We start from the raw sequence: 7,652 nt of genomic DNA on the forward strand, positions 1-7,652 counted from the left end.
CGCTGGGTTATTTCTACTGCCACACAGGCTATCGGCCAGCGACTTCCCATTTGCTGATTGATATTCCACAGACCGTACTTTTTCATTGTTTCTCTGGCGGCTTTCAACGGGTCGGCTAACCAGGAAATAGGCTTCTGCTGCTCAATCTGATCTTTGCTAAAAAAGGGCATTTGGCATCCTTCGAAAAGTAGCAATGAATAAGCAGACCTGATATTCGTGAGTTTATTTCTACTTGCTTTAAGTTTTGTAAAGCTTAGTTCTCATTTTCGACTTGGCGTAGATTTGCGTAACTATCTGGCTTGGCCTAGTTTTGGTTGCATAATACGATGACGTGAGTTGTATCATGTATGCCAATAAAATCAGATGGTTGCTGCTGTTCATCTTTCTTCTTATTAGTGCGACTCCGACCGCATATGCTGCCGACTGGCGCATGACGCTTGGCGGGCATGATTTCATTGTCGAGCAGGCAGACTCTCACACTTTCGGGGTCGGAATCGGTGTATTGGTTTCCCATCACACGAGCTCTAATATCCTGCTGAGTGGGCGCATAAATACCTACTTTGATGTCGATAATGACGAACTAGACCCTGATCACATTCCTATTTGGTTTCAGTCTGATTTTCTTGCCAGTGGGAAGCTTGCGGAGTTATCTGAACGGATTGCCATGAAGTGGTTTGTCGGCCTTGATGACAGGCGAAATACGGTCAGCTCTGTCGAGAAGCAACATAAGCTGATGCCGGGTATTGATATGGGCTTCGATGCTAAAGCTTATGAGATTGGTGTCAAAGCTTCGGCCGGATATTACTTCCTGGAGATTGATGATGATGTCCCAAGGATGCGCGGTTATGAGAGGGATGGATTACGCAATGAAACATCCGCAGGTTCATTGCAGCTGTATGCCGGAATGGATCTAGGCTCAAGTGTGGATTTGCACGTTTTTGCCCAGCAGTGGCATGACGGTGATGACTGGTTGGAAAATAAATTTGTCATGGCCTTTGCCTATGATGCTAACCATTGGCTGAAGGGGGGCTGGTTTGAAGGAGGTCGGCTGGTGCTTGAAATTGAGCATACTGAATATAACCTGGCCCCCTATGATAACAGGCTGACAGGTGATCCTGACTATCTGCTTATTTTACCTTGGGATAACGATACCTTTGTTCAGGTATACATAGATTTCCAGCTGAGTTGGTGATCGTCAAATCGCGTTGCATAGGGCGTGTTCAAAATCGTGCTTATTCATGGCTAATAGGAATATTGTGATCTGGCTCTATATTTCTTGAAAATATTGTTAGCCTCGTCAATAAATTACCTGTTGTATATCACAACAAATTTTTCCAACTGTTACCATAACGTTTTAGGCTTATTACATGGTATCACGATGAGAGAAGTTGAATTCAGGACCGTTGATCGTCTGTTTATCAAAATGTCTATCAATGACAAATTCTGGGTATTGTTTTTGGCAATAGCTGCCGTTGTTGTTGGTATAGCAGGCAGTCAGTATTATTCTGCGCTATCTCGTATCGAAGCGGCCTCTGTTCAGCGCGTAGAGGCGCAGGTCGAAGCGTCGGTTAAGACGTTGCAGGTAGCAGGGCTTACTCGTCAAGAACAAGAACAGGCGCTGTCGAAGCAAAATATTAAGCTGGTTTCTTCTTCAGCCGGATCATCACGTGATAACGATGTGATCACTGCGTCGGCATCCGTACCGGGTGGCGGTTATGCCGTGCTGACCCAGTCAGTCGGAGAGTCTGAAAGCGAGGCCAAAGGTCAGGCATTTTCCCACTTTATCTATTCTCTTTTGACCTTGGCGCCAATTGCATTGATTTGCTACTGGCTGGCGACTTTCCTTGGTGGTGCTCTTTGGGTTATGCATCAGGCTACGCGCCGGATTGCTGAAGGTGATTTGACATCTCGCCTGGGCTTTCATGTAGGCCGTGATGAATTCGGTATCATTGGCTTCGAGCTTGATCGTACGATGGATACCCTGAGTGAACTGGTTGAAACGGTGAAAGGCAGCTCGGCAACTCTGCACAATACGGCCGCAACTTTCGGTCACGAAGCGCAGAACTCTGAGCAGCAGATTAACCAGCAATATGCGTCAGTCGATTCCGTTGCTACTGCGATGGAAGAAATGACAGCATCCGCTAAAGATATCGCTAACATCGCCGTGCAAACAACGGATCGATTTGATGAAGATACTACGAAGCTGCAGCAGAGCAACGAGAAGGTGCAAAATGCTATCGTGGTTATCACCAAGCTGTCTGAGCAGACTGATGCTGCATCGGCGACCGTAAGTAGCCTGAACGAGAAAGCAACGGAGATCAATGAGGTGATCACAACGATCAATGCGATCTCTGAGCAGACTAACTTGCTGGCATTGAACGCGGCGATTGAAGCGGCGAGGGCCGGTGAGCAAGGGCGTGGATTCGCAGTTGTAGCTGATGAGGTACGTACACTGGCAGGACGCACTCAGCAGGCGACGGTTGAGATCCAGTCTATGATCGACAAGCTTCAGGCTGAAACCAACGGTATTTCGCAAATTACTTCAGAGACTCTGGAGCAGGCTTATCAGAGCCGTGAGATGATCACTGAAATCGGTGCTGACGTGAACTATATCGCTGAGTCATCCAAGTTGGTGATGGACATGAGCGCTCAGATTGCGACAGCTGCAGAACAGCAGACGGCAGTTGCCAATGATATCGCCTCTGAGCTGCATGACATTCGCAATCAATCGAGCGTGATCCGCTCTGCAACCGAACAGTCTGTTGCCAGTGTTCAGGAACTGTCCGATGCGTCTCAGTCATTGGGCCGAATTCTGGAAAAATACCGCACAGCAAATTAAGCCTACTGTTTTAGTAATCGCATAATGTTAATGCCAGTCGATTTAAATCGGCTGGCATTTTTGTTTGTATCCCACCTAGTGACAAGAGCGAATAACTTTTTCAAATCAGTGATATACCAATTTGTTACATAAATTGTAGGTGAATATGCATGGTTAGTATGAACTGAGTCACTGCAGGAGTGCAGGTTGCTTGCTAGTCTGAATATGTGACCTGCAATTTTTCGTCTGGTTACAACGCGTTAATACATGATGTATTTACAGAGGGGACGGCTTATGAATATTCAGTTGACAATAACTATTGCGGGACAGGATCACCCTCAATTAATAAATCAACTTGCGGCTAAAACCCATGAGCTGGGAGGAAAGTGGTTGGTGAGTAAAATCAACCGCTTGGATAACCAGATAGTTGGTCTTATCAAGGTCGACATTCCTGCAGAAACGGCAACAATGCTTAAAGAGGCATTTAACCGTCTGACAGATCTGAATGTACGTATTATTGAAGCGCCTCAGGCTGCGCCAAAGGGTAGTATTGAGTCGTTGAAACTAAAAGTAGAGTCCAGTGATCGGCCGGGGATCGTCAATGACATTACCAATATCCTGGATGATATAGGGATCGAGATCGTCAAAATTGAAAACTACCGGATCGGTGTTGCGGATCTTGGTCAGGCCTTGTTCATTGCTGAGTTGATGGTAGAGGTACCGAGTGAGGTCAATGTTGACCAACTGCTGGAGGCCGTTCAGCAAGTTGAAGAAGACATGCGGGTCAGTGTGGTTGAGTGAGGAGCTCTATTCCGGAGTGCTATAACTCACTATAAAGATGTCTCGTCCTATAATTATATGAAAAATAAAGGCTCACCTCGGTGAGCCTTTTGCTTGTGTTCGTATTATCTGTTCAGGATTTGATTAAGCCGATGCCAGGCTTGGCTCAGTTGCTATTTGCTGATGTGCTGGTGGCTGAATGCGATACAGCAGTGCATACAGAACCGGTACCACAACTAGCGTGAGGATAGTGGCAAAGCCGAGACCAAACATAATGGTAATCGCCATCGAGCCGAAAAACGCATCGGTAACAAGCGGGATCAAGCCGAGAATGGTGGTAAAGGCCGCCATACTGACCGGTCTGACACGGCTGATGGCACTATCGACCACAGCTTGATAGTGTGCCTTGCCTGATGCCATCTCTAGATTGATTTGATCCATCAGTACAATACCGTTTTTCAGTACCATGCCGCTCAGGCTCAGTAGCCCTAGCAAGGCGGTGAAGCTAAATGGCATATTGGTGCTTAACAGGCCGACAGTGACCCCGACGATAGAAAGCGGCACGGTGAACCAGATAACCAGTGGCTTTTTCACCGAGTTAAAGAGAAATACGGTGATGATGAACATGAACAGGTAACCCATCGGCAGTGAGCTGAATAGTGCTTCCTGAGCATCACCCGATGCCTCGAACTCCCCGCCCCAATCCAATGAGTAGCCAGGAGGCAGAGCAATTGCCTCAACTTGTGGGCGTATGCGGGCAAAGACCGTCGCAGCGGTTTCGTCACCCAGAATATTATGGTCAGCCAAAACGGTCAGGGTACGTTTTCTGTCCTTGCGCTGGATCAGCGGTTCGCTCCAGTCCAGCGAGATAGTATTCACCACCTGCTGAATTGGCACATAGCTTTGTAGCGTCGGGCTCCATAGCTTAAGGTTTTGCGACGTTTCGTAGTTGACGCGTTCATCCTCCGGCAGGCGGATCACAATTGGCAGCAACTGGGTGCCATCACGGAACAAGCCGATTTGATTGCCGCCGAATGCCATCTGCAGGGTATTGGCCAGATCGGTTTTTGAAATGCCCAATCGGCGGGCCTGAGACTCGTTGAACTGCGGTACCAGTTCCTTGGTTCGCTCACGCCAGTCATGGCGGATATTACGCGTGCCCGGATCGGCACGAAAAATATCCTCAACTTGGGCGGCGTACTGGCGCAGGACAGCCGGATCGGCGCCAATCAGGCGGGCTTCGATTTTTGAGGCCGGAGACGGGCCGATTTCCATCATTCTGAACTGGAACATTACCCGGTTAAATTGGGTGCGCAGTTCACTGTCGAGCTGTTTCATGAGCGGAAGCTGTTGCTCGCGATCATTAACCCGAACCTGTAGCTGAGCAAAGGCTTCGTAGCTTTTCTCCGGGCTATACGTCAGGGCAAATCGCTGCAGTCCCTGACCTGTTGTTGAAGAAACGAACTCCACGTCCGGTAAGGCTTGAATATAGGCCTCTACTTTTTGGACTTCGCGGTAGGTTGTATGAATATCTGTACCTTCCGGCATCCACATATCAACATAGAACATCGGTGTATTGGCCGGTGGAAAGAAGGAGTTTTTCACATAACCGAAACCCAATATCGACCCGACTAGCAGGCTAATCATTAGAACAATCGTCAGGACTCGGAAACGCAGGCAAAGGCGCAGTAAGCCATTGAACAGGGTAAATATAAAGCCCTGATAGGCGTCAATTTCTTCACTATTCTCCTTACCATTATCATTGTTATGGCCTGTCTTCGTCGTCTTGTTTTCCTTGAGCAGTAGATCAGCTAGAAACGGTGTTAGGGTGATAGCGGTGATCCAGCTCAGGAACAAGGAGAAACACAATACCCAGAACAGCGATCCCATGAATTCACCTGTAGCATCCGGCGACAGGCCGATCGGGGCAAATGCCGTAATGGCGATCACAGTTGCACCGAGTAGCGGCCAGCGCGTCTGCTGGACTATATCAACAGCGGCCTGAAGCTTAGTACGTCCCCGCTTGAGTCCGACAAGGATCCCCTCGACGACCACAATGGCGTTATCAACTAGCATTCCCAGCGCGATAATCAAGGCTCCCAGAGAGATCCGCTGGAGCTCGATATCGGTCAGCTTCATCAGGATGAAGGTTCCGAAAACGGTCAATAGCAGTACCAGGCCAATGATGATCCCGCTACGCAGTCCCATGGTAAAGAGCAGAACAACAATAACGATTCCAACAGCCTGTGCAAGGCTGATGATAAAGCCGTTGACCGATTCGTCGACTTCCTTGGCCTGGTTATAGAGGGTGTGGATTTCGATGCCGGCCGGCTTGATACTTTCAAGCTCCTGCAGGCGCAGATCAAGTTGTTCGCCGACTTTTACGACATTAACGCCGCTCGAGAAGGAGATACCCAGGTTGATAGCGGGCTTGCCGTTAAAGTTGATGAGGTTTGATGGTTTTTCGACGATATCCCGCTTGATGGTTGCAACATCCTTCAGACGGATCAGGTTACCGGTATCACGACCATGAATGATCAGGTTCTCGTAGGTTTCCACTGAGTTGAGAGAGCCGGAAGGGCGGATATTCAGTGACTCGCCATTGAGGGTAATATCGCCGGCACTGATCACCTCGTTCTGCTGGTTAAGCAGGCCGATTACAGTATTGAGATCCAGATTCAGGGCAGCAAGACGTTTCATCGACAGCTCGACAAACAATTGTTCCTGCTGATCGCCGGCAATGCTGACTTTACCGACACCCTCGACCAGCTCCAGTTCACGGGAGAGGTAATCGATATAGCGCTTGAGCTCGACATAGGAGTAATCATCGCCACTGATCATCAGCATAATGCCAAATACATCACCAAAGTCGTCCATAACTTGAACTGGCGGTACGCCTGGTGGCAATGAAGGCTGGAGATCATTGACCTTGCGGCGTAGCTCATCCCAGATTTGCGGAAGGATATCCGGGCCATAGTCCATTTTCATACTGACCATGATCTGGGACATCCCGGCCGAGGAAGTCGAGGTGATGGTATCGACATACGGAAGTTGTCGAATCGCTTTTTCTAGCGGATACGTCAGCTCTTCTTCCACTTCCATGGAGGTTGCTCCCGGGTAGGTCGCAATTACCATGGCATCCTTGATAGTGAAGGCAGGATCTTCAAGCCTTCCCAGGCCGTTAAAGGAAACTACGCCGCCGATCGTGAGGATCAGCAGGAACATCCAGCTGATCACCTTGTTGCGGATGGAGTATTCAGCAATGTTCACAGATTTTGCTCCTGTTGTACGGTAGTGACGGGCTGACCGTCTCTCAGCTGGGCCTGTCCGGAGGTAATAATTTGATCGCCGAGGCTAACGCCTTGGGCTATTAGCACACCTGATGTGTGTATTTGGCTAATCTCAACCTGTGACTGATAAGCCTTGCCCTGTTTGACTTTCCAAATGACAAAGCTACCTGATTTTGTTGCTGGCACCACGGCAGTCATCGGAACCCGGTAACCATCGGCACTGCTCAATCCGGCCTGATTAAGGTCAACCTTAACCGTGGCGGCGGTACCGGGCAGGATAGGGGGCTGGGTCTGCGGCATGCTCAGCCAGGCGTCAAAGCTCATTCCCTGAGGTGTTGGCTCGGAGGTGTGCTCAAGGTAGTCCATCGCATAAGCCTGTTTATTGCCGGCAAAGTAAGCGATGGGCTGATAGTCTCCGCCTTGGTTCTGAGGATTGAACCGGGCCAGCAGGCTGTCCGGGACCTGGAATTTCACATACAGCTTGTCGATTTGGTAAAGCTCGACAACGGTTTCACCCGGTGCGACGCTTTCGAAGGCTTCTTTTGCGGTATGGCTAACCTGACCGGCAAAAGGGGCATACAGTTTGGAGTCATTGAGCTGTTTTTTTACCAGCTGATGATTCGCCTTGGCTTTTTTGTAGTTTGCCTGTAGCTCGTCGAATTCGGCCTGAGAGATCAGCTTCTTGCCCAGCAAGCGTTGTGCCCGGGTCAATTGGCGATAGGAAAGATCATGCTGGGCGATGGCATCTTCCAGCCGTTGGATCA

General features: G+C 49.2%; 5 protein-coding genes. 3 read left to right on the forward strand and 2 right to left on the reverse strand.

Annotation, left to right across the window (positions count from 1 at the left end):
* Window positions 1–343 precede the first annotated feature (343 nt).
* The 3 genes from MHN01_RS10425 to MHN01_RS10435 all read left to right on the forward strand — a co-directional run bounded on the left by MHN01_RS10425 (window position 344) and on the right by MHN01_RS10435 (window position 3,619).
* Window positions 344–1,192 (forward strand): hypothetical protein, encoded by an 849-nt coding sequence (locus MHN01_RS10425; RefSeq protein ID WP_239411295.1) that lies wholly within the window; start codon window positions 344–346, stop codon window positions 1,190–1,192.
* A 186-nt stretch (window positions 1,193–1,378) separates the two neighbouring features.
* Entirely contained in the window at window positions 1,379–2,839 is a 1,461-nt protein-coding gene (locus MHN01_RS10430; RefSeq protein ID WP_239411296.1) for a methyl-accepting chemotaxis protein, read from the forward strand.
* Window positions 2,840–3,112: 273 nt separating this feature from the next.
* Entirely contained in the window at window positions 3,113–3,619 is a 507-nt protein-coding gene (locus MHN01_RS10435) for a glycine cleavage system protein R (RefSeq protein WP_239411297.1), read from the forward strand.
* A gap of 123 nt (window positions 3,620–3,742) precedes the next feature.
* Here MHN01_RS10435 and MHN01_RS10440 read toward each other — a convergent pair whose 3' ends face one another.
* Both MHN01_RS10440 and MHN01_RS10445 read right to left on the reverse strand, forming a co-directional pair.
* Complete coding sequence (locus tag MHN01_RS10440; RefSeq protein WP_239411298.1) at window positions 3,743–6,868, reverse strand: efflux RND transporter permease subunit; 3,126 nt, start codon at window positions 6,866–6,868, stop codon at window positions 3,743–3,745.
* A partial coding sequence (locus MHN01_RS10445; protein WP_239411299.1) for an efflux RND transporter periplasmic adaptor subunit occupies window positions 6,865–7,652 on the reverse strand: 788 nt, incomplete at its 5' end. The genes MHN01_RS10445 and MHN01_RS10440, both read right to left, overlap by 4 nt.

Source organism: Photobacterium sp. OFAV2-7 (assembly GCF_022347985.1).
Taxonomy (GTDB): Bacteria; Pseudomonadota; Gammaproteobacteria; order Enterobacterales; family Vibrionaceae; genus Photobacterium.